The organism is Corynebacterium hiratae, from assembly GCF_009708045.1.
Classification (GTDB): domain Bacteria; phylum Actinomycetota; class Actinomycetes; order Mycobacteriales; family Mycobacteriaceae; genus Corynebacterium; species Corynebacterium hiratae.
The window spans coordinates 176,263-196,313 of record NZ_VIOG01000006.1; the positions used below are offsets into that span (position 1 = coordinate 176,263).

A 20,051-nucleotide genomic window follows, 5' to 3' on the forward strand; every position below is an offset into this window, starting at 1 on the left:
TTTAAGAAACGGCGGACTACCGGGAAAGCTTACTATATTTTTCTTAGGCAGGCGGTGGGAAGAGAAAGGCGTGTGACCCAGCGCTCGCCTTCCTTGCCGCTGCCGAAGCTGCCGTGCATTCGGCGAACGCGGCGCGCGATTTCACCCAAGCCCAGATTCGTCGTCATGTATTGGCGTGATTGCTGAGCCGCAATCACGGAAGTGATCACCACGTCGATGGTCTTGGAGGTGCTCGTTGCCTCGATGCTGACACGGGATTCGGGGCGGGCGTACTTGAGGATGTTCACGGCGAGTTCGGAGAACACGAGGGATAGCTTTTCCGGCAGTGCAAGCTCCCCGTTCTTGCCTACATTGATCTGTGCTTCGCAGTGGAAGCCGTGGCTGCTCAGGAAGCTAACCATGGTGTCGAGGTCTTCTTCCAAGGATTTAACTCCCTGAGTCACACTCTCATTCTTCATCACGCGCAATAGATCACGGACCTCGCCCATGGCCCGGCGGGCGTCGTTAGCAATCGCTTCCGCGGAGTCAGCCGCGGAAGGGTCCGTTTGGGTCAGCGCCAAGGTTTCGGAGCGCATGACCACGGAGGTTAGCGTCGCAGCCACCGAATCATGAAGGGCGGTCATCAGCGCCTCGCGTTGCTCGGCGGCGCGCTGTTCGGCGGCAAGACGCTGGTCCCGGGTTTTTCGCAGCGCGGCCCCAATGACGATGGCCACCGCATACAAGACGAGCGGTATCAACAGATTTAACGGGTCGAAAACAGGCAGATAATTAATCGAAGGATCCGTCGTGACGATGTAGGTGTACGCCACCGCTGGGGGAACCGCCCACAGCCAGCGCGTGCGAAACGCCACGATGCCGACGATGACGGGGCTCCACGCCAAGAGCAGGAAAGACCGCCAATCGGAAAACCACATAGCGAGCGCAAAAAGCGCACCGTACCCGCAGGCCGCCACAAGAGGGTAGCGGAGGGCCAGCGGCGTCAGCGTGACACCGAGGCCGGCGAGTACGAGTGCGCCAGGGGTGAGGAAGCTTTTGTCCACCGTGACGGTGAGCATCACCAAAATGATGCAGCCGACACCGGCGACGCTATAGAACCTCGAGGAGTTCATTGGCGGCGATGAAAACTAACGCCAGCCCATCGTCATCAACAGGCCGATGATGGCCAGGCCGAAGCCGATGCCGTAATTCCACGGGCCCAGCTCCTGCATGAATGGGATGGACTCACCTGCCAGGTAGTTCACCACCAGCCAGAGCAGGCCGAGGAGCATGAGGCCCAGCATGATGGCGATGTACCACTTCGGGGTGCCCTCAGAGTTGATCTTGACCGGGGTGCGGTTAGTAGCAGAGCTGGAGGACTGCGGGAGTGCGGAGCCCTCCGTCGTGATCTTGGACTTTGGCATTGTTACACCTTCACGAAGAATAGGGGGGGTTAATCTGTGGAATACCTTAGCAGCTGCGGCAATGAGAGCTACTGCGGCAGCAGCGCCGCAGGGTCAAACTCCCAGAAGCGGACGTGGATGGTCTCATCCTTGCGGATGACATCGCCGCGGCTTGCCGACGCCCACCCAATCTTGTCGCTGTCGATCGGGTTCGAGGTCGGGATGCGCTCGCCCACCTCGAAGGAGCCGGACCAGCCCTTGGCGCGCAGCGCGGATTCGGCTTCCTGCTGGGTGGAATGCGTCAGGTCCGGTGCTTGGATGAGCATCGCGTTCGAGACCTCCAGGGTGACCTGGCTTCCCTTGGGCAGCTTCTGGCCCTTCTCGACGACCCTGAGCACCTGGTTTTCCGGAAGCTCAGAGTCCACCGAGTTCACGTTGACGTCAAAGTCCATGGAGGACAGCATCTCGACCGCGCGCTCACGATCCATGCCGCTGACATCCGGGACGCTGACTTCCTTCTGCCCCTTGGAGACGGTGATCCGCACCTTCGAACCCTTGGACAGCTGCGTACCGCCCGCCGGGTTCTGGGAAATGATCTCGCCCGCAGGGGCCTCATCGTTCACCTGCTCGACGTCGGTGTGGAGCTCTAGCTCGGCTTCCTCCAGCGCGGCGGTGGCTTCATCCAGCTTCATGCCGGTGAGATCCGGGACCTCGGTGACCTCCTTGCCGGAGGACACCGTCAGCGTGACCGAGGAGTTCTTCTGCAGCTCTGAGCCTTCCGCAGGGTTGATGCGGATGACCTTGCCGCGCGGTACATCGGGGCTGGCTTCCTCGTTGATGCTTACCAGCAGGCCAAGCTTCTCTAGTTCCTCCACCACTTCGTTGCGCGGGCGGTTGGCCACCTTCGGGATAGTCACCATGTTCGCGCGCTGGGCTGCTTCATGCTGCTCCTGCTCGCGCTCGCGGGCCTCTTGGCGGGAGCTATCCCAGAAGTCCCAGGCAAAATAACCAATGATGGCGACGAGAGAGGCCGCGAGCAGCGCCGCCAGCCACTTCAGACCGGAGCCGGACTCATCGTCTTCAGAGGGGCGAGTTGAGGCCACCGGTGCGCGGTGCTGCGCGGCCACGGGTGCCACCATCGTGGTGGGGTGATCCTCATCGTTGACGTGGGAGCGTGCTGCCTCCGGCAGCTGGCCCTGGGCCAAACGCTCGAGGTCATCGCCCATTTCCCAAGCAGATTGGTAGCGGTCCGCAGGGTGTTTCGCCATCGCCGTGAGCACGACGGCGTCGACGCCGAGGCGCTGCCGCTCCGTCAGATCTTCGGTGATGAGCTCGGAGGGCGGTGCGGGATCCTCCTGCACGTGCTGGTAAGCCACCGCAAAAGGTGTTTCACCTTCAAACGGCGTGCGGCCGGTAACCGTTTCATACATGACGCAGCCCAAAGCGTAGACGTCAGAGCGGGCGTCGGCAGGCTTGCCGCGGGCCTGTTCCGGCGAGAGGTACTGCGCGGTGCCGATCACCGCGGAGGTCTGCGTCATCGCGGACGTCGAATCATCCAGGGCGCGGGCGATGCCGAAGTCCATGACCTTCACCTGGCCGGTGTTGGTCAGCATAATGTTGGCCGGCTTGATATCGCGATGGATAATCCCGGCCTCGTGGGAAGACTGCAAGGCATCCGCCACCGGCTTGAGCACGCGCGCTGCCTCTTCGACCGGCATGGGGCCATCCTCACGGACGATGTCGCGCAAGGTGCGGCCCTGCACGTATTCCATGACGATATAGGGCACCATCAGGCCGTCGACGTCCTTTTCACCCGTGTCGAAGACAGCAACGATGTTCGGATGGTTGAGCTTGCCGGAATTCTGGGCCTCGCGGCGGAAACGCTCGCGGAAGTTGACGTCGCGCGCCATGTCGGGGCGCAGCATCTTGATGGCGACGGTGCGCCCCAAAACGGAGTCCTCGGCTTCGTACACCTCGGACATGCCGCCGGTGCCGATGGACTGGCGGAGGTGGTACCGATCACTGACCATGGTGGGTTACTGGCCTCCCTGTAGTGCGGATTCTTCGGTGGGGTTGCTCTGTGAGTCTAGTTCGGGCGCGGGCGTTGGGCTGTCATTGACCTGCGGTTGCGTCTCCTCCGTAGGGAACTCGGGCGGGTCCTGATGGGTCGTGTGTTCCGTGGTCACCGGTGGGGCGGGGATGACCGAGTGCGTCGTGGTAACGGTGACCCGGGTCGGCTCCTCCTCGACGGTGGTGATCTCGACAGTCTCGGGGGTTTCCGTTTCCTCTTCCTCCGTGGTCTCCGGCACAACTGTCTCCGTCACGATGACCTCCGTCGGCGCTGGTGGTGGGGTCGGTGCCGTGTTCCCCCACATCCGGTAGGCCATGAGTCCGACGGCCACGAGGGCGGCGATGGCCACGGCGATGAGCAACCCAGTGCCGAAACCACCCTTCTTGGCGGGGCGCTCCTCCGGCTCTGGTGTAGAAGGCTGGACGGCTGGGCGCACCGTGGTGGGGTGCGCCATGTTGGCCAGCATTTCCGTCGAGGCGGAGGGAGAAGGTTCAGCAGCGATGGGTGCGAGTGCTGCGGATTTGGGCTGCGGCGGGCGCTGGCCCTGGCGTACGGCCGAGATCGCATTGGTGAACTCGTTGCCATCAGCGAAGCGGGTGTTGGGGTCCTTGCGCAGGGCCATGCCGATCAGTTCCCGGGTGGGCGCGCTAATCGACGTCGACAAGGGCTCCGGCGCCTGACTAATGTGCGCCAGCGCCACCGATACCGAGGAATCACCGCTGAAGGGGCGCTTGCCGGCCAGCATCTCGTAGCCCACCACACCGAGTGAATAGACATCCGAGGTTGGGCCGACTTCGTAGCCCTGGGCCTGCTCGGGGGAGACGTACTGGGCGGTGCCGACGACCATGCCGGTGCGGGTCAGCGGCACGGCGGCGGCGGCCTTGGCGATGCCAAAGTCAGTGATCTTGACCTGCCCGTTTTGGGTAATCATGAGGTTGCCGGGCTTGATATCGCGGTGCACCAGGCCCATGTGGTGGATCACGGATAGGCCGTGGGAGGCCTGCTCCATGACGTCGAGCGCCAGGGTCTCCGGCAGCGCGCCCTCGCGCGCCAAGAGGTCTGCCAGGGATTCGCCGCGGATGTACTCCAGGGCCATGTAGCAGAAGGTGCGGCCGTTGTCCTCGAGCTCGCGGTAGTCGTAGGTGGCCACGACGTTCTCGGAATCGATGGACTCTGCCGCCTTGGCCTCGTTGCGGAAGCGCGAGAGAAACTCGTTGTTGTCCGAGAACTCGGGGCGCAGGACCTTGAGGGCGACTTCGCGGTCATTGCGGACATCATCCGCCAGCCACACCGTGGACATGCCGCCGTGGCCGACGATCCACTGCAGCTGGTAGTCCTCGCCGATCAGCGCTTGGAGGTGTTCTTTGTTGTCTGCACTACTCACTACTGCTCACCTCCGTATGCGCGCAGGATGGCGCGGCCGATGGGCGCGGAGACTTGGCCGCCGTAGGCATTCTGGCCTAGGTGCCCGCCGTCCTTGACCACGACGCCTACCGCGATGTCCTTGTCCGGATCGAAAGCCACGTACCACGCGTGCGGGGCAAGGCCCTCGCCGTGCTCGGCGGTACCGGTTTTCGAAGCGAAACCGTTCCCGTCATAGCCATAGGTGCTGTGCTCGGAGGCAAACATGAGGTCCTTGATGGTGTTGGCCGTCTCTTCGCTGACGGCTTCGGCAGCCTGGCGTGGCTGGGTGGAGCGCAGCTCATTCATCTGGGCATCGGTGATGCGGTTGATCAGGTAAGGCTCCATGCGCTTGCCCTGGTTAGCGATGGTCCCGGCCATGATAGCCGCCTGCAGGGCGGACATGGTCACGTCGCGCTGGCCGATGGAGGATTGGGCGACTTGGGCGCCGTCGCCAAGCTCGCCCAGCGCACCAGCGGAAGTCTCCACACCGAGCGAGTACTTCTCACCCACGCCGAAGCCCTCCGCATACTTGCGCAACTCATCGGCGCCGATGCTCTCTGACATCTGCGCAAAAGCCGTGTTGCAGGACAGCGCGAAGGCCGTATGTAGGGTGACGCTCTCTGCGCCGCCGCAGGCTCGGTTGCCGTCGTTGGTCAGCTCCGTGACGGTATCGGGCAGCGTGATGGACGCCGCGCCGGTGAGCGTGGAGTCCGGGTTAAAGCCGTTGTTGAGGCCGGCAGCCGTGGTGATGATCTTAAAAATCGAGCCCGGGGGCAGGGTGTCCTGCGTGGCATGGTTGATGAGCGGATTGCCCTCTTGATTCTGCAGCTGATCCCACGTCTCGGCCGCGTTGCCCCCTACGAGGTCGGAGACGTTGAAGCTGGGCGTGGAGGCCATGGCCAAAATCTTGCCCGTCGAGGGCTGGATGGCCACGGCCGCGCCGTTATAGCCCGGTCCAGCGAGCTGATCGTAGGCGGTTTGCTGCAGGGCCGGATCGACGGTGACCTCGACGTTCGCGCCCTTCTGCGGCTTGCCGGACAACATATCGAGCCAATTGCGCGCCAGCAGCGAATCATCCTTGCCATTGAGGATGTCATTCTGGGAGGCCTCCAGCTGGGAGGCGCCGAAGCGCTCCGAGAGGTAGCCGGTGATGTTGGCAAAGGCCGGGGAGTCAGCGGGGTAGGAGCGGGAGTAGTTGCCTTCGGCGTCGGCAGTGGACTGCGCCAGCACCGTGTTGCCAGCGAAGATCTGGCCGCGCGGGGTCGTGCGCATCTCCAGGTAGCCGCGAACGTTCTTAGGGTTGTGGGCGTACTTGTCTGTCGAAAAAGCCTGCACCACCGTGAGGTTCACCAGGAGGACGGCGGTAAGGATCAGGGCAAAGAGGGAAACGAGGCGGATCGATCTATTCATCGCGTGGCCTCCTGGACGGCGGGGAACATGGACGTGTCAGTGGGTGCGTTTGAACTCAGCTCGCGCGCCGGGCGGCGTGCCGCGTTGGAGATGCGCAGCAGGATGGCCAGCAGCATGTAGTTGGCCATGAGCGAAGAACCACCCGCAGACATGAACGGCGTGGTCAGGCCCGTCATGGGCAGCAGCGCGGAGATGCCGCCGGTAACGACGAAGACCTGCACGGCCAGCGTCAGGGCCAGCCCTGAAGAGACCAGCTTGCCGTAGGTATCGCGGCAGGTCAGCGCGGTGCGGAAGCCGCGGGAGACGAGCATGGCAAACAGCACAAGTACTGCGGCGAGGCCAACCAACCCGAACTCTTCACCGATTCCGGCCAGGATGAAGTCGGAGTGCGCCACCGGCACCATGTCCGGGTGGCCCTGGCCTAGGCCGGTGCCGGTAATGCCGCCGGAGGACATGCCGAAGAGCGCCTGGGAGAGCTGGTAGCCGGTGGAATCATAGTTAGCCAGCGGATCCAGGAAGTTGGAGAAGCGCTGCTGGATCTTCTCCGAGACCTGGTAGATGCCGAAGCCACCGATGCCCACGAGGATCACGCCAATGAGCAGCCAGCTCACGCGGTTGGTGGCCATAAAGAGCATGCCGAGCACGGTGCTAAACAGCAGCAGAGCCGGGCCGAAGTCATTGGAAATGCCCATGATGACAATCGCGATGCCCCAAATCACCAGGATGGGGGCGAGATCCCGCAGGCGCGGCAGGGAAATACCCAAGAACTTGTAGCCGGCCACCGTGAACAGCGAGCGCTTCTGGGTCAGCAGCATGGCGAAGAACAAAATCAGCAGGATCTTGGAGAACTCACCCGGCTGGATGGAAAAGGGTCCGAGCCACAGCCAGATGCGGGCGTCCACTCCCGGCGGCTGCGGCCACACGAGGGGCAAGGCGAGGAGGATGAGGCCGAGCGCGCCCAGGATATAGGAGTATCGGGTGAGCGAGCGGTGATCACGCAGGAGAACCAGCACCAGCGCGAAGAGGATGAGGCCCACGATGGTCCACATCACCTGCCGCACCGCCAGGCCGCCGCCATTCGCCAGGTCGAGGCGCTGCAACAAGATGAGTCCAGTACCGTTGAGCACCGCGACGATGGGCAGCATGAGCTGATCCGCGTAGGGTGCGAGGAAGCAGAGCACCAAGTGAGCGACGGCGAAGACGCCGATGAAACCGCCGATGAGGTAGAGGACATCGAGGGTCAGCACGTTGCCCTGCGACAACTCGAGGCTGACCAGGGTGATGGCGAAGACCACGGTGGCGAGCACGAGCAGGCCGAACTCGGTGCCGCGGGAAAAGAACTTACTCATCTACTTCACCTCCCGGCAGTTTCCTTTGGATTCGCTCTTGGCATCTTTGTTTTTCTCGTCCTTCGACGCCTTCGGGCAGGGCTTGAGCGCCTTGTCCGAAAGCTGCGAAAGCTGCGTTTGCACCTCGTCATAAGAACCGGAGGGCAGATTGCCCACGGCAGCGCGTTCGGATTCGGGCAAATCCTTCAGCGCGAACGGTGCGAAATCACCGTCGCAGGCGCCGTGCCCCAACTTGAGCGCGTTCTCCTTGCTCAAGCAGGCATTTTGATACGTGTGGTGTAGCGGGCGGCCGAAGATCTCATAGTCCGCGCCTTCTTGGATGGTGAGGACGCCCTCTTCATCCGTGGCCACGTAATAGTTATTGCTCAGATAATTCTTCATCCAGAGCCCGCCGCTGATGACGAGCACGATGATGATGGCAAGGCACGCAATGACCTTCCACCCAATCCGGCTTCGCTGGGGCCGCCGCTGTGGTTCGTCCTGAGGCTCCTCCTCAGCGGCCTGCGCTTTTGGGGGCGAGATCAGCTTGGCAGCACGGCTCGCGGAGGAATCCGGGTGCGTCGGCTCCGGGACGACGCCCTGGATCGCGCCCACGGTCACTGGGGCGTTCTCATCACCCTCTCCCTCCACGACCTCTGCCACCACGATGGTGACGTTGTCCGGGCCGCCGGAGCGCAGCGCCAGATCCCGCAGGGTGGTGGCGGCCTCTTCGACCGTGCCCTGCTTCAGCGCCTGCTCGATGGTAGAGGCCGTCACTGGATCCGAGAGGCCATCCGAGCACAAGAGCAGCCGGTCGCCCGGTTCAGCATCGAGCATAAAGAGTGTCGGCTCCACCGGGCGGCCCGTGTAGGCCTTGAGAATCAGTGACTTCTGCGGGTGGGATGACACATCTTCTGGGTCGAGCTTGCCCTCATCCACCAGGGACTGCACATAAGTGTCATCCTTGGTGATCTGGGTCAGCTTGCCCTCGCGTAGCCGGTAGCCGCGGGAATCACCCACGTGGCATACGCCGAACTCGGAGCCGTTGAAGAGCAGTGCGGTCAGCGTGGTGCCCATGCCCTCGGTCTCCGGGTGCTCGTCCACGTGCTCGCGGATCGCCGCGTTGGCGTCCTCCGCTGCGGCCCCAAGGAGCGCCAGCATGTCATTATCGCCTGGATCGCGCTCGAGGAGGCCATGTGCTCCACCATGGTGTCGAGGCAACCTCGCCGGCTGCGTGGCCTCCCATGCCGTCGGCAAGCACCAGCAGGTGCGGGCCCGCGTGGGCGGAATCCTCGTTGTTTTCGCGTACCAGTCCGCGGTCCGTCACTGCAGTAAAAGTCAGGCTTAAAGTCATGCCATCAACCTCACGGTCGTTCGGCCAAGTTTGATATCGGAGCCGACTCCGACTCGTTCTGGCTGGTCAATGCGAACGCCACCAACGAAGGTGCCGTTGCGGGATTCGAGGTCCTCCACGAACCACTCGCTGCCCCTGCGGAACAAACGGGCGTGGTGACCGGAGGAGAAATCATCACCAGTGACAAAGTCACAGTCCTGTGCGCGGCCCATCGTACAGTCCTCAAGAGTGCCTAGCTCCATGTGGGAACCGCGCAGTGGCCCGTCCACGATGGTGATCTCACGCGGCGCTTCGCGACGCCTCTGGGCCCCCTTCACCGGGGACGATGCCTGGTAGACGCCGGCGGCCTTATTGGCATCGCGACGCATGGCGTTGAGTGCGGCCAAGATGAACAGCCACAGCAACACCAGCAGGCCGATGCGCAGCGAGAGCAGCACGATCGAATCCATGGAAAGTCCTTACGTTAAAAAATCTGGAAAAGTTGCTGAGGCGGCTTAGTAGCCTTGGTTCTCAAGGCCGGTGATGCGCACCTCGATGTGGGAGTGGCCGAGGGTGATCACGTCGCCGTCGGCAAGCAGCCAGTTCTCAATTGGGGTGTCGTTCACGGTGGTGCCGTTCGTGGATTGCAAGTCCACCAACACGGCGTCCTGGCCGTTCCAGGTGATCTCCGCGTGCTGGCGGGAGACACCCGTGTCCGGCAGGCGCAGGTCTGCGTCATTGCTGCGGCCCAGGATGTTGGAGCCCTCCTGCACGTGGTAGACGCGGGAGGAGCCGTCCTGCAGCATGAGTGTTACCGCTGGGCCCTGCGGCGCCGGCTGGTTCGGGGTGGGCGCCATAAAGGCGGTGGTTGCGGCCTCATCGGCGTTGTGCGGCTGGGTCATAGAGTCCTCCTGACCATGGTCGTGGTGGAAAATCGCATCAAATCCGGTTTCTTCGGTGGGCTCGTGATCCAAAAAGGAGGACACGCGCAACTGCCCAGTCCGCAGTCCCGACTCCTCCGCGATGCGTACGATGACCGGCCCGGCGAGGGACCAGCCACTGTTACGGATGAAGCGGGTGAGCTGTTCAGCTAGATCCTTGGGAACACCCCGGTCTTGGGAGAGGTTCTCGATATCTTTGGAGGATACGCCGACGGTCATGACGTTGGGGCTATACAGCTTGCCATCATCACCGCGGGACAAATTGTCCTGCGCCTCCTGCTTGAGAAGCTCCTCAATCTCAGCGGGGACGACCTTGCCGCCGAAGACAAAGGCCATGCCGTTGTCCAGTCCGCGTTGCAGGGAAGAATCCAGCTTGGCGAGCTTGTCTAGAAATGCCATGGGGTAACGCCGTCCTCCTTTCGGGATGTTTTCAGGGAGAGATATAGCAGCGATCAGTATAAGGTGCTTTCCTTGACTTAACGTAGACGCGCGCGGCAAAGTTCCCTGGAAAGTTCAGGTTTGCCAGCGGATTTGTAGATTCGTTGGGGCTGCGTGCTAAAGTTAGCTAGTCGCCAAGACATCAATACCCTGCCCGGGTGGCGGAATTGGCAGACGCGCTGGCTTCAGGTGCCAGTGTCCTTATAGGACGTGCGGGTTCAAGTCCCGCCCCGGGCACGCTGAGCAGTTGAACAAACTGCGACACCGGAGGTAACAAACTCGAAAGAGTTCGTGACCTTCGGTTTCTTTGTTTTTCTGAACTTGAGCGGTCGGGATTTAGGGATTTACATTCTAACTCCGCTCACCCCTAGCGGCAGTACCACCGCACTGCCCACAGAATGATGTCACGGGGGAAATGACGACCGGAGAAGATACCCATGGCTGTGATTATTTCACGTCGCTCTTCCTACTGCCCCAACTTTGCAACAGCACCCAAAGCCCTGGAATGAACTCCTGTCACCAGGGTCATTCCAGGGCATATTTCCCTGACTAAGAGAAGCAGTGACACAGAAGGCCTACCTCAGCGTGGGCCCTGTGGGCGTGCAGGTTCCGTGTGTGGCTGGTTTGCTTCGGCATGGTCGGCAGCGATTGATGACCGACTCTGGAGCGGGTGCCTTGTCTGGTCTCGCGGTTCAGGGTGGGTGGACTATTCGGCGGGTTGGATCTCGCTCTCGGTGACCCACTTGTGGTTGGTCATCGTCATCCCGTCGACGGTGAGATCAACTATGTAGACCGTCTCCTCGGTGGAGTAATCGATGGTGGCCTCAGCACCCTTCATGCCGGACATGTGCTCGGCATCCAGGACAACGCTCGCCCCGTCGGGCAGGGGGGCCTGACCCGGATCGACGAGCTCCTCATGGACGACCCAGCGGTGGTCGGTAACCGGGGCCCCACCCTCGGTGGGGGTGTAGCTGACCGAATAGGTCGTGGTGTCAAACGCCCCGGAAATGGTGGCTGTGGCCCCGTCCATGCCGGGCATGTGGTCAGCGGTGAGGATGACCTCGGTGCCCACCGGGTACGTGGGATCCTCGGCCTCTTCAATGCCTGCCGGCGGTGCCCCGCCGTCGGCAGGGTGGTCGTGCCCGCCGTGCTCTTCGTCGGCAGTGGTGGTGTCTTCCTGGTGGGTCTCGTTGGTCTCTGCGGTTGCCGTCGTGGTGCTGGTGGTGTCGGCATCGTCGGAGTTGTCGGTGGCGTCGCTGCAGGCGGTCAGCGCCAGGGTGGAGGTCAGTACCAAGGCGGCGAGGGTAATGCTGCGTTTCATGAGCGTTCCTTTCAAAGGTGGTGTGAGTTAGGGGTCGAGAGACAAGGTCAGTCAGTAACGGTTACGGGGGATATCGACCCACTGTGTTCCTCCTTCCCGTCGGTCGGAGCCAGGTGAGCCGGATCCAGATCAATGCGGCGCAACAGCTGGGCGTTCAGGGCCACCACGATGGTCGAGGCAGACATCAAGATCGCGCCCACGGCCGGGGACAGCACGAACCCGATCGAGGCGAGCACTCCGGCGGCCAACGGCACGGCGAGGATGTTGTAGCCAGAGGCCCAGATCAGGTTCTGGATCATCTTGCGATAGCTGGCCTGGGACAGCTCAATCATCGACAGCACTGCCCGCGGGTCATCACTGGCTAGGACCACCCCGGCAGATTCCATGGCCACATCCGTGCCGGCACCGATGGCGATACCGACTTCCGCGCGGGTCAGAGCGGGGGCGTCATTGACACCGTCACCGACCATGGCCACGCTCAAACCCTGGTCCTGCAGCTGCGTGACCTTGGTGTCTTTGTCCTGGGGCAGGACCTCGGCGAAGACCTCATCAATGCCTAGGTCCTGACCGACGGCGTGGGCCACCTGCTGGGCGTCGCCGGTGATCATCGCGACCTTCACCCCGCGGTCCTGCAGGGCTTTCACGGCGGCGCGGGATTCGGGGCGGATCTTGTCCTCGACGGCTACCGCACCGATGATCTGACCATCGCGGACAATATGGAGCACACCGGCCCCACGCCCGGTCCAGGCGCTGGTGGTGTCGGTGAGCTCGGCCGGGGTGGTGAGGTTGAACTCGCGCAGCATGTTCGGCCCGCCCACGAGGATCTCAGCGCCATCGACAGTGGCCCGGACCCCCCGGCCGGAGGCGGCGTTGAAACCAGTTGCACGGATTTGCCGACCGGAGGCCTCGGGATGGGCGGCCGCGGCCGCCACGATGGCGCGGGCCACGGGGTGCTCGCTGTCGGCCTCCGCGGCGGCGGCTAGGGCCAGCAGCTCGCCCTCGGTGACGCCGACAGCTGCCGCGATACCGGTGACCGCGTGCGCACCCTCGGTCAGGGTGCCGGTTTTGTCGAAGAGCACCACGTCGATGGTGCGCATCCGCTCGAGCGCCATCCGGTCCTTGATGAGCACCCCGGATTTCGCGGCCCGCTCGCTGGAGATCGCAATGACCAGCGGAATCGCCAGGCCCAGGGCATGCGGGCAGGCGATGACCAGCACCGTGACCGTGCGCACCACGACATCGTCCGGGCTGCCGATGATGGTCCACACCACCGCGGTGATCAGAGCGGAGATCAGCGCGAACCAGAACAATAACGCCGCCGCCCGATCCGCCAGGGCCTGGGCCCGGGAGGAGGACTCCTGGGCGTCGGCAACCATGCGTTGGATCCCGGCCAGGGCGGTGTCCCCGCCGGTAGCCTCCACCCGGATGCGGACGGTGTTGTCGGTGGCCACGGTACCGGCGACCACCTTGTCACCGGTGTCGCGGAAGACGGGACGGGATTCGCCGGTGATCATCGCCTCATCGAATTCGGCGGCTCCGTCGAGGATGGTTCCGTCGGCCGGCACCCGGGCACCGGCCCTCACCAGCACGACGTCGTCGACGACCAGCTCGGAGATGGCCACGGTGCGGGTGGTCCCGTCGATGACTTTCTCGGCCTCATCCGGCAGCAGGGCAGCCAGCGCGTCAAGCGCGGAGGACGCGGACCCGAGAGCGCGCATCTCCAGCCAGTGGCCCAGCAGCATGATGGTCACCAGCAGGGCCAGCTCCCACCAGAAGTCCAGGTCAAAACCGCCCAGCCCCAGAGTGGTGACCCAGGAGGCGACAAACGCCACGGTGATGGCCATGGCGATCAGGAGCATCATCCCGGGTTGGCGGGATTTCAGTTCTTTCCATCCACCCTTGAGGAAAGGCGTTCCGCCGTAGCCGAAGATGATCGTGCCTAGCACCGGGGGGATCCAGGTGGATCCGGGGAATGCCGGGAGGTGGTAGCCGAGCAGGTGGGCGACCATGGGACTGAAAATAGCGACGGGAATGGACAGAATCAGCGACCACCAGAAGCGGTCCCGAAACATTGCGGTGCTGTGTCCGGCGTGTTCGCCGTGACTATGAACGTGGTGGTCTTCGTCCAGGGCGGAGTGCGGGTGATCGTGGGGCATCGCCTGGCCGTGGGTGTCGGCATCTGCGTGGTGTTCGTGGCTGGCATGATCCGGGTGGTGGGTGTGGTCTGTTTCCGGAGCGGGGTGATCACCATGGTGATCACCCGAATGGTGGGGAGTGCTCATGACGTTCCTTTCGCTCAACCCGGTCGGGGTCGAGATGGTGAGTAAAACTGATCAGGATAAGACGGTGTAGCCGGCCTCCTCGATGGCCCGGCGAACCATCTCCGGAGGTACGACACCGGTGACCGTGACGGTGGAAACACCACCAGCAGCGAGATCAATCTGGACGTCGTCGACCTGGGGGAGGGCCTGAAGGGCCTGGGTCACGCTTTTCGCGCAGTGCCCGCAGGTCAGGCCGGTGACCTGGTAGCTAGGGGAGGACCCTCCTGCTGACGAGTCGCTGGCGGCAGGGATGGAGGCGGTGTCGGCACGTGAGGCAGGTCCGCAACAGCTGCAGCCGTGGGAGGCCATCGGCAAGAGGCGGGGCGGGGAGGTGATCATGGGAAAGCTCCTTCGGTTCGGTGGGGTGCGACGATGCCGCTCTCTAGCATATACCCCCCGGGGGTATATTTTCAGCATACCCCAGGGGGGTATATTTTCAATGGGTCGAGGTCGCGGCCCTCACGCGGGGCAGGGTGTGGTCACCGAGCAGCCTCCTCACTGTCGGGAGGGGACAGCGGGAGGCGGAGGGCAAAGACCGCTCCGCGACCGGGGCCGGGGGAGGTGGCGGTGAGAGTGCCGCCGTGGGCCTCGATCAATGCCTTGGAGATGGTCAGACCGATACCGGCCCCGCCGTTGTCCCGGGTGCGGGCGGCATCCCCCCGGTAGAAGCGTTCGAAGATGTGTCCGAGCTGGTCAGGTGGGATGCCCTCGCCGTCATCGGCGACGTGGATGAGCGCGGTGGACGCCCCCTGTCGGTGGACGCTGATCCGGACCTGCCCGCCGGCCGGGGTGTGCCGTAGCGCGTTCGACAGGAGATTGCTCATCACCTGGCCGAAGCGTTGCCGGTCCACGAGCACCCGGGCGGTGTCCGTAATGGTCTCGACCTGTAAATCGACGCCTTTGTCAGCATAAGCTTCCCCCGCGGCAGCAGCGGCGGTATGGAGCAGATCCCCGAGCCCTTCCTCCGCCAGGTCCAAATCGATCCGGTGTTCCTGGGCCCGGGAGACATCGTCAATGTCTTCCATCAACCGGGTCAGGCGGGTGAGTTGGTCAGCCATGATCGTGTGGGTGGCATTATTCCAGTCCACGACCCCGTCCTGGAGACCATCGAGGTAGACCGTGAGCACCGATAAGGGGGTGCCCATTTCGTGGGCCAGATCAGAGAGCATCTGGCGGCGGACCTGTTCGGTGTGTTCCAGCCGGTCGGCCATGGTGTTGAAGGCATGCGCCAGGGTGGTGACCTCGGGGCCTGCTTTTCCGGCGGGCACGCGGATACGGGAGTTGCCGGCCGTCAGGCTGGTAGCGGCGCGGGTGAGATCCTGCAGGGGGGTGCGCAGACGACGCGATAACCACAGGCTGGCCAGCAGGGCGCTGATCAAGGCGGTGGGCAGGGCGACGGCCAGGGTGATCAGGTTGGCGCCCCGGTAGGCCTGCTCGGCATGGAACAGCTCCAGCGAGGGGTCCTCCTGGCCGGTCATCAACATATGATCATGGAACAGGGTCGGACCCACCATCGTGGCCACGGCCGCGGCCACCAGTAGGCTAATCACCACGACCAACACCTGGGCGGCCAGGAAGCGGAAGGTCAGGCCGGGTCCGTGATTCATGGTTGCCCCACCCGGTAGCCCACGCCACGCACGGTGTCGATAAACCCCCGGCCCCGGGTGTCGGTGCCGAGCTTGCGACGCAAGTTGCCGATGTGGACATCGACGATGCGTTCATCACCGACCCAGGTGGTGTCCCAGACCTCGGTGACCAGGTCGTGGCGGGTCAGCACCTGGCCGGGGCGCAGGGCCAGGGCAACCAGCAGCTCGAACTCCGTCCGGGTGAGCTCCACGGTCGTCTCCCCTACCCGCACCTGATGAGCGATGGGGTCAAGGATGAGGTCACCAACGATCAAGGGGGTGGTCACCTGCGGTGGGGTGGTGTTGGTGCGCGGGCGGCGTAGCACCGCATGCACCCGGGTCACCAGTTCCCGGATGCTAAAAGGTTTGGTGATGTAGTCATCCGCCCCCAGGGTCAAACCGCTGATCTTGTCGTCCTCGCTGCCACGCGCGGTGAGCATGAGGATGTAGCAGTCCGAGAAGGTGCGGATCCGTCGGCACACCTCCAGGCCGTCGAGTTCGGGCAGCCCCAGATCCAGCACCACAACATCGGGGGAAAAGCGACGGGTCTCGTCCACGGCCTGAGTGCCGGTGTGCGCCTGGCGGGTATCGAAGCCGGCCCGGATGAGGTAGGAGGCCACCATCTGAGCCAGGGGTTGTTCATCATCGACGACCAGCACCCGCCCCGGGGGCGTGGCGGTGGTCGGTGTGCGGTTAGCCATGGACCCCAGTATCGCTCCGGCCAGGGGGAATATCACCCTCGCTCAGTGCCCAGCGGGGAAATCTTCATCAAATCTTCAAACATCACCCTTCGACCGCCGTCACCCCTGCGCCCCACCCCGGGCCGGCGGCATCGCCTCCCCTGGTCGGTTCAGCAGGCGCCACCAGGGATTTCACTGCCTGCACCGCATACCCGGGGCGGGTAGAAGGACATCGCCCACGGCTGTGGGGTGGTGTCCCGGTGGTGACCCAGCCCACCGAATTCGCCCCCTTTTCGGCCTGTTATAAGGCTGTGAGCAGGGGTTTTGATTTCTAGTCCGTCAGGCACCCGTGCTAGATAAAGGTATGGCATCGACCTTGAGGCGGTGTCTTCTCACGGTCTTACCACGATCCAAGGAGATTGACGTGAAACGAGCAGCGATCGCAGCCGCCGCCCTTGCCCTCGCCCTCACGGGGTGTTCGGCCGCCGACCCGGAACCCACCGCCGACGGGACGGTGTCCCAGGATACATTCCTGACTACCCATGGCCTGGCCGGCATGGACGCGGTGGAGATCATTGATCACCTCGACCGGCAGAAGGTCACGGAGCGTCCCACGGATCTGATCGCCTCAGTGCGTGCCGATGAACTGCTGCTCTCGAGCGATGACCAGGAAGTCGTGGTCGATCTTCCCGACAATCAGACGTATGTATCGATCGCACCCTATCTCACCTCCACCCACGACTGCTTCTACCACAGCCTCACGACCTGCCAGGGGGAACTCGACCATGAGGATATCCAGGTCACGATCACCGATGAGGCGACCGGTGAGGTGCTGGTGGACGAGGCGACAACCACCTTCGACAACGGGTTTATTGGCTTCTGGCTTCCCGATGATGCCACCGGCCTGATTGAGGTCAGCTACCAGGGGCGTACCGGCACCGCGGAGTTTTCCACCGCCGACGACGGTGCCACCTGTGTCACAGACCTGCGCCTGACGTGATGGCTCAGCAGGGTCCTCACCTGCGCCTGTCTCCCGTGTCACTGAAATCTAGCACCAAGGAAGGTTAAATCATGATGAACGCGTTTTCCCGACGACAGTTTCTGCTCGGCGGGCTCGTTCTCGCCGGCACTGGGGCCGTGGCCGCCTGCACCAGCGACCCTGGACCCGCTGCCTCGGCACCAGGTTCCTCTCTTCGCCCCACTCCCACCCCCACTGCGCTCGGTGAGCCGACGGTGCGCCGGACACTGACCGCCCGGCCCCTCTCTCTGGATATCGGCGGCATCGAAGCCAAGACGTGGGGATACGTCTCTGACACCGGGGATACGGCCATTGAGGCCACCGTCGGCGACGTCCTCCAGGTCGATATCACCAATGAACTGCCTGAGAGCACCTCCATCCACTGGCATGGCATCGCACTCCACAACGCAGCCGACGGTGTGCCCGGCATGACCCAGGACCCCATTGAACCTGGCGAGTCTTTCTCCTATGTTTTTGAAGTCCCCCACGGTGGCACCTACTTCTACCATTCCCACTCCGGCCTGCAGCTTGATCGCGGCCTCCACGCCCCACTGATCGTCCGTGACCCGCAAGACGCTGAGGACCAGGACGTCGAGTGGACCATCGTGCTCGACGACTGGGTCGATGGCATTCAGGGCACTCCCGACGATGAGCTCGACAAGCTCACCGGAATGGGTTCGGGCGACCATAACGGGAAGAAGGGGATGGGAGGCCACGGCCATATGATGCACGGCACCCCGGACCGGGTACTGGGCGGGGATGCCGGCGATGTGATGTATCCGCACTACCTCATCAACGGACGTATCCCCCGTGCTCACCGGACCTTCGAGGCTCGCCCGGGTGACAAGGCCCGCCTGCGGTTTATCAACTCCGGCGGTGACACCATCTTCAAGGTGGCCCTCGGTGGTCACCGCATGACCGTCACCCACACCGACGGCTTCCCTGTCCAGCCCCGGGAGACCGAATCGATCTACCTGTCGATGGGCGAGCGTGTCGACGTCGAGGTCATCCTCGGCGACGGCATCTTCCCGCTCACGGCTTTGGCGGTGGGTAAAGACGACCGCGCCTTCGCCGTCATCCGCACCGCCGGCGGCCAGGCCCCTCACCCCGATGTCGACTTCCCCGAGTTGTCGTCCACCGGACTGCTTCTGTCCTCCCTGAAGCCAGCAGACCGTGCACTCCTGCCCGAGGACACACCAGACCGAGAAGTCAGCATCGACCTGGGCGGGCAGATGATGCCGTATGAATGGAGCATTCTCACCGACGGCCAATCCTCCTCCGCGACCGTGCAGGCGGGCCAGCGCCTGCGGATGGTCATGCGCAACAGGACCATGATGCCCCATCCCATGCACATCCACGGTCACACGTGGGCGCTGCCCGGCAGCGGCGGGCTACGCAAGGACACCGTCCTTCTCCGCCACGGTGAAACCATGATCGCCGACCTGATCTCTGACAACCCCGGTGAGTGGGCATTTCACTGCCATAACGCCTATCACATGGAAACCGGGATGTTCAGCTCGCTTCGCTACGAGTAACCCGGCTCTTTTCCGCTTTGTCCTGCGGTATACAGCTAAGGTCGTTGTGCCCGTATATCGGGGACTCGGGAATTGTCCTTGATCCATGCTTCGGCATGAGGATCAATAAAGCTTGCCACCATTTGGATGGCGTTATCAACGGAGTCAAGATCTTCAAACTGCTGTCTGCTGCCAGGGGTTTTCTTCAACGCCTTCTTAACCTGAGGCCAGACGCTCGCCTGATAGTGACTGCTTAGGAGGAAGCGCCAAAAGTCGAAGCTGAGTTCAGCGATGATTTTTCCTAGTGGTGCATCCTTTTTCCCGGCCCGGTTCTTTGCTTTGCGGATATTCTTCTTTGCTGCATCGTTGAAAGGTATTCGATCGTCGTCAAACCATCGCTCGCCATACCTTCCGGTTAGGGCATTGTGAATGCTATTTCGGAGGAGTACTTCCAGGTGTTCGATGTCAGCAAGATAGGTCTTCGTGAGGTGAGTATTCCAAAGGTAGAGCGTTTCTGGTGATGGATGATCGGCGTACCTGCTCATTCGCGCAGATGAAAACCACTGGGACAGCTGTACTTGGGCTGGGCTTGGATTATCCATATGGATATGATGATGTGCGCTTTGAAAACCCCCGGAACGATCCCTGCACTACGAAAGTAGGAGTAAATCGCCGGGGTTATTGATATCTTCGGGGAATTATAGCGGCCAGAAATTCGAAGTTTTTCGCCCTTATTTACCGTGAATGACAGCGACAGATTTGTGATCCCTTGGGCTTAGGAGTTGTGGCAGTAACAGCTACCTTTGAAGGATGATTACTAATGAACTCCGAGAATTACTGACCGTAGCCACGACCCATGCGCAGCGCTTCCACGACGGGGTAGATCACACCGTAGCCGCAGCCCTCCTGACTGAATCCGGCAAACACGTGCTCGGTTTGAGCGCATACCATTTTCTCGGTGGCCCCTGTGGTGAAATCTCTGCCTTAGCTAACCACGCTGCTAGTCATCCCGAGGATCCTATCCGAGCGGTAGTCGCCGTCCATGGTCCGACTGGCCAGGTGCTTTCGCCCTGTGGAAAGTGCCGCCAAGTGCTATTTGATACTGATCCGTCTATCCGGTGCATCGTGCGCGGAAGCAATGTGTTGCGACCGGCTATTTGGTAGCAGTGTCGTGACTATCTGGTAGCGCTTCAGTGGGTTTCTGGTAGCAGCTCGCGGCGCTCGGGGTGATACTTCCGGTAGCCGCACCACTCGGGTGCGGCGCGTAC

General features: G+C 62.8%; 17 protein-coding genes, 1 tRNA gene and 1 pseudogene. 4 read left to right on the forward strand and 15 right to left on the reverse strand.

The features are described 5' to 3' along the window. Window positions 1–32: 32 nt before the first annotated feature. From FME68_RS07175 to FME68_RS07215, 9 genes and pseudogenes are all read right to left on the reverse strand, one after another. Complete coding sequence (locus FME68_RS07175) at window positions 33–1,109, reverse strand: sensor histidine kinase (RefSeq protein WP_158396900.1); 1,077 nt, start codon at window positions 1,107–1,109, stop codon at window positions 33–35. Between the two features lie 15 nt (window positions 1,110–1,124). Further along, the gene (crgA, locus tag FME68_RS07180) at window positions 1,125–1,400 is read right to left on the reverse strand and encodes a cell division protein CrgA (protein ID WP_010188168.1); all 276 of its coding nucleotides are present in this window, start codon (window positions 1,398–1,400) and stop codon (window positions 1,125–1,127) included. Window positions 1,401–1,468: 68 nt separating this feature from the next. After that, a complete protein-coding gene (gene pknB, locus FME68_RS07185) occupies window positions 1,469–3,409 on the reverse strand; it encodes a Stk1 family PASTA domain-containing Ser/Thr kinase (protein ID WP_158396902.1) in 1,941 nt (646 codons plus the stop codon). Between the two features lie 6 nt (window positions 3,410–3,415). Then, window positions 3,416–4,834, reverse strand: a complete 1,419-nt coding sequence (locus FME68_RS07190; RefSeq protein ID WP_328287760.1) for a serine/threonine-protein kinase — start codon at window positions 4,832–4,834, stop codon at window positions 3,416–3,418. Next, window positions 4,834–6,264 carry a penicillin-binding transpeptidase domain-containing protein gene (locus FME68_RS07195; protein ID WP_158396904.1) on the reverse strand — a complete coding sequence of 477 codons (1,431 nt, stop codon included), beginning with the start codon at window positions 6,262–6,264 and terminating at the stop codon, window positions 4,834–4,836. Before FME68_RS07195 ends, FME68_RS07190 begins: the two co-directional genes overlap by 1 nt. Then, window positions 6,261–7,613 (reverse strand): FtsW/RodA/SpoVE family cell cycle protein, encoded by a 1,353-nt coding sequence (locus FME68_RS07200; RefSeq protein ID WP_070702536.1) that lies wholly within the window; start codon window positions 7,611–7,613, stop codon window positions 6,261–6,263. Before FME68_RS07200 ends, FME68_RS07195 begins: the two co-directional genes overlap by 4 nt. Then, window positions 7,614–8,946: pseudogene (locus FME68_RS07205) on the reverse strand (PP2C family protein-serine/threonine phosphatase). Beyond that, on the reverse strand, window positions 8,943–9,395 hold the full coding sequence (locus FME68_RS07210) for an FHA domain-containing protein FhaB/FipA (protein ID WP_070444458.1): 453 nt from the start codon (window positions 9,393–9,395) through the stop codon (window positions 8,943–8,945). Before FME68_RS07210 ends, FME68_RS07205 begins: the two are co-directional and overlap by 4 nt. A gap of 45 nt (window positions 9,396–9,440) precedes the next feature. Next, window positions 9,441–10,265 (reverse strand): FHA domain-containing protein, encoded by an 825-nt coding sequence (locus FME68_RS07215; protein WP_158396906.1) that lies wholly within the window; start codon window positions 10,263–10,265, stop codon window positions 9,441–9,443. Between the two features lie 191 nt (window positions 10,266–10,456). Here FME68_RS07215 and FME68_RS07220 point away from each other — a divergent pair. After that, window positions 10,457–10,541: transfer RNA gene (locus tag FME68_RS07220), tRNA-Leu, on the forward strand. Window positions 10,542–11,010: 469 nt separating this feature from the next. Here FME68_RS07220 and FME68_RS07235 read toward each other — a convergent pair. From FME68_RS07235 to copR, 5 genes are all read right to left on the reverse strand, one after another. Next, window positions 11,011–11,625 (reverse strand): YdhK family protein, encoded by a 615-nt coding sequence (locus FME68_RS07235; protein ID WP_158396908.1) that lies wholly within the window; start codon window positions 11,623–11,625, stop codon window positions 11,011–11,013. A 47-nt stretch (window positions 11,626–11,672) separates the two neighbouring features. Further along, window positions 11,673–13,907, reverse strand: coding sequence for a copper-translocating P-type ATPase (locus FME68_RS07240; RefSeq protein ID WP_158396910.1), 2,235 nt, complete (start codon window positions 13,905–13,907; stop codon window positions 11,673–11,675). A 51-nt stretch (window positions 13,908–13,958) separates the two neighbouring features. Beyond that, on the reverse strand, window positions 13,959–14,285 hold the full coding sequence (locus FME68_RS07245; RefSeq protein WP_005276120.1) for a heavy-metal-associated domain-containing protein: 327 nt from the start codon (window positions 14,283–14,285) through the stop codon (window positions 13,959–13,961). A 140-nt stretch (window positions 14,286–14,425) separates the two neighbouring features. Then, a complete protein-coding gene (gene copS / locus FME68_RS07250; RefSeq protein WP_070520402.1) occupies window positions 14,426–15,553 on the reverse strand; it encodes a two-component system sensor histidine kinase CopS in 1,128 nt (375 codons plus the stop codon). Beyond that, window positions 15,550–16,272, reverse strand: coding sequence for a two-component system response regulator CopR (gene copR / locus FME68_RS07255; protein ID WP_158396912.1), 723 nt, complete (start codon window positions 16,270–16,272; stop codon window positions 15,550–15,552). Before copR ends, copS begins: the two co-directional genes overlap by 4 nt. A 403-nt stretch (window positions 16,273–16,675) precedes the next feature. Here copR and FME68_RS07260 point away from each other — a divergent pair, with 403 nt between their 5' ends. Together FME68_RS07260 and FME68_RS07265 are read left to right on the forward strand one after the other, a co-directional pair. Further along, the gene (locus FME68_RS07260; protein ID WP_328287764.1) at window positions 16,676–17,251 is read left to right on the forward strand and encodes a CueP family metal-binding protein; all 576 of its coding nucleotides are present in this window, start codon (window positions 16,676–16,678) and stop codon (window positions 17,249–17,251) included. A 71-nt stretch (window positions 17,252–17,322) separates the two neighbouring features. Then, window positions 17,323–18,804 (forward strand): multicopper oxidase family protein, encoded by a 1,482-nt coding sequence (locus tag FME68_RS07265; RefSeq protein WP_158396916.1) that lies wholly within the window; start codon window positions 17,323–17,325, stop codon window positions 18,802–18,804. A gap of 35 nt (window positions 18,805–18,839) precedes the next feature. Here the strand turns inward: FME68_RS07265 and FME68_RS07270 are convergent, their stop codons facing one another. After that, window positions 18,840–19,385 (reverse strand): hypothetical protein, encoded by a 546-nt coding sequence (locus tag FME68_RS07270; protein WP_154762294.1) that lies wholly within the window; start codon window positions 19,383–19,385, stop codon window positions 18,840–18,842. 208 nt (window positions 19,386–19,593) lie between these two features. Here FME68_RS07270 and FME68_RS07275 point away from each other — a divergent pair, with 208 nt between their 5' ends. Beyond that, window positions 19,594–19,947, forward strand: a complete 354-nt coding sequence (locus tag FME68_RS07275) for a cytidine/deoxycytidylate deaminase family protein (protein ID WP_230308926.1) — start codon at window positions 19,594–19,596, stop codon at window positions 19,945–19,947. Window positions 19,948–20,051: the final 104 nt, after the last annotated feature.

What these genes read in the sequence shown, in the direction of transcription:
- FME68_RS07175 (WP_158396900.1), bottom strand. Translation starts at nt 1,109, where the DNA reads ATGAACTCCTCGAGGTTCTATAGCGTCGCCGGTGTCGGCTGCATCATT.
- crgA (WP_010188168.1), bottom strand. Translation starts at nt 1,400, where the DNA reads ATGCCAAAGTCCAAGATCACGACGGAGGGCTCCGCACTCCCGCAGTCC.
- pknB (WP_158396902.1), bottom strand. Translation starts at nt 3,409, where the DNA reads ATGGTCAGTGATCGGTACCACCTCCGCCAGTCCATCGGCACCGGCGGC.
- FME68_RS07195 (WP_158396904.1), bottom strand. Translation starts at nt 6,264, where the DNA reads ATGAATAGATCGATCCGCCTCGTTTCCCTCTTTGCCCTGATCCTTACC.
- FME68_RS07200 (WP_070702536.1), bottom strand. Translation starts at nt 7,613, where the DNA reads ATGAGTAAGTTCTTTTCCCGCGGCACCGAGTTCGGCCTGCTCGTGCTC.
- FME68_RS07210 (WP_070444458.1), bottom strand. Translation starts at nt 9,395, where the DNA reads ATGGATTCGATCGTGCTGCTCTCGCTGCGCATCGGCCTGCTGGTGTTG.
- FME68_RS07215 (WP_158396906.1), bottom strand. Translation starts at nt 10,265, where the DNA reads ATGGCATTTCTAGACAAGCTCGCCAAGCTGGATTCTTCCCTGCAACGC.
- FME68_RS07235 (WP_158396908.1), bottom strand. Translation starts at nt 11,625, where the DNA reads ATGAAACGCAGCATTACCCTCGCCGCCTTGGTACTGACCTCCACCCTG.
- FME68_RS07240 (WP_158396910.1), bottom strand. Translation starts at nt 13,907, where the DNA reads ATGAGCACTCCCCACCATTCGGGTGATCACCATGGTGATCACCCCGCT.
- FME68_RS07245 (WP_005276120.1), bottom strand. Translation starts at nt 14,285, where the DNA reads ATGATCACCTCCCCGCCCCGCCTCTTGCCGATGGCCTCCCACGGCTGC.
- copS (WP_070520402.1), bottom strand. Translation starts at nt 15,553, where the DNA reads ATGAATCACGGACCCGGCCTGACCTTCCGCTTCCTGGCCGCCCAGGTG.
- copR (WP_158396912.1), bottom strand. Translation starts at nt 16,272, where the DNA reads ATGGCTAACCGCACACCGACCACCGCCACGCCCCCGGGGCGGGTGCTG.
- FME68_RS07265 (WP_158396916.1), top strand. Translation starts at nt 17,323, where the DNA reads ATGATGAACGCGTTTTCCCGACGACAGTTTCTGCTCGGCGGGCTCGTT.
- FME68_RS07270 (WP_154762294.1), bottom strand. Translation starts at nt 19,385, where the DNA reads ATGGATAATCCAAGCCCAGCCCAAGTACAGCTGTCCCAGTGGTTTTCA.
- FME68_RS07275 (WP_230308926.1), top strand. Translation starts at nt 19,594, where the DNA reads ATGATTACTAATGAACTCCGAGAATTACTGACCGTAGCCACGACCCAT.